Raw genomic sequence first — 288 nt, 5'->3', positions numbered from 1 at the left:
TACGTCCAGGAGAATTATGAAGAGTTCCTCAGAGCCATGGAGCTTCCAGAAGAGGTTATCAAGATGGCCAAGGACATCAAGCCTGTAACTGAAATCAAACAGACAGGTAATGACTTTGTGATCACCTCCAAAACTCCCGGAAAGACTGTGACCAATTCCTTCACTATTGGCAAAGAGGCTGACATTACCACCATGGACGGCAAGAAGCTCAAGTGCATTGTCAACTTGGAGGGGGGAAAGCTGGTGTGCAACACTGGAAAATTCACCCATATCCAGGAGCTTAAAGGA

General features: G+C 46.5%; 1 protein-coding gene. It reads left to right on the top strand.

Features of this window, described 5'->3' with window-relative positions:
- On the top strand, positions 1–288 hold a 288-nt coding region (locus D1227_RS00010; RefSeq protein WP_147373241.1), incomplete at both ends, for a lipocalin/fatty-acid binding family protein.

Source organism: Henriciella mobilis, assembly GCF_003576315.1.
In the GTDB taxonomy this organism is placed as follows: domain Bacteria; phylum Pseudomonadota; class Alphaproteobacteria; order Caulobacterales; family Hyphomonadaceae; genus Henriciella; species Henriciella mobilis.
This window is presented reverse-complemented; position numbering and strand designations above follow the sequence as displayed.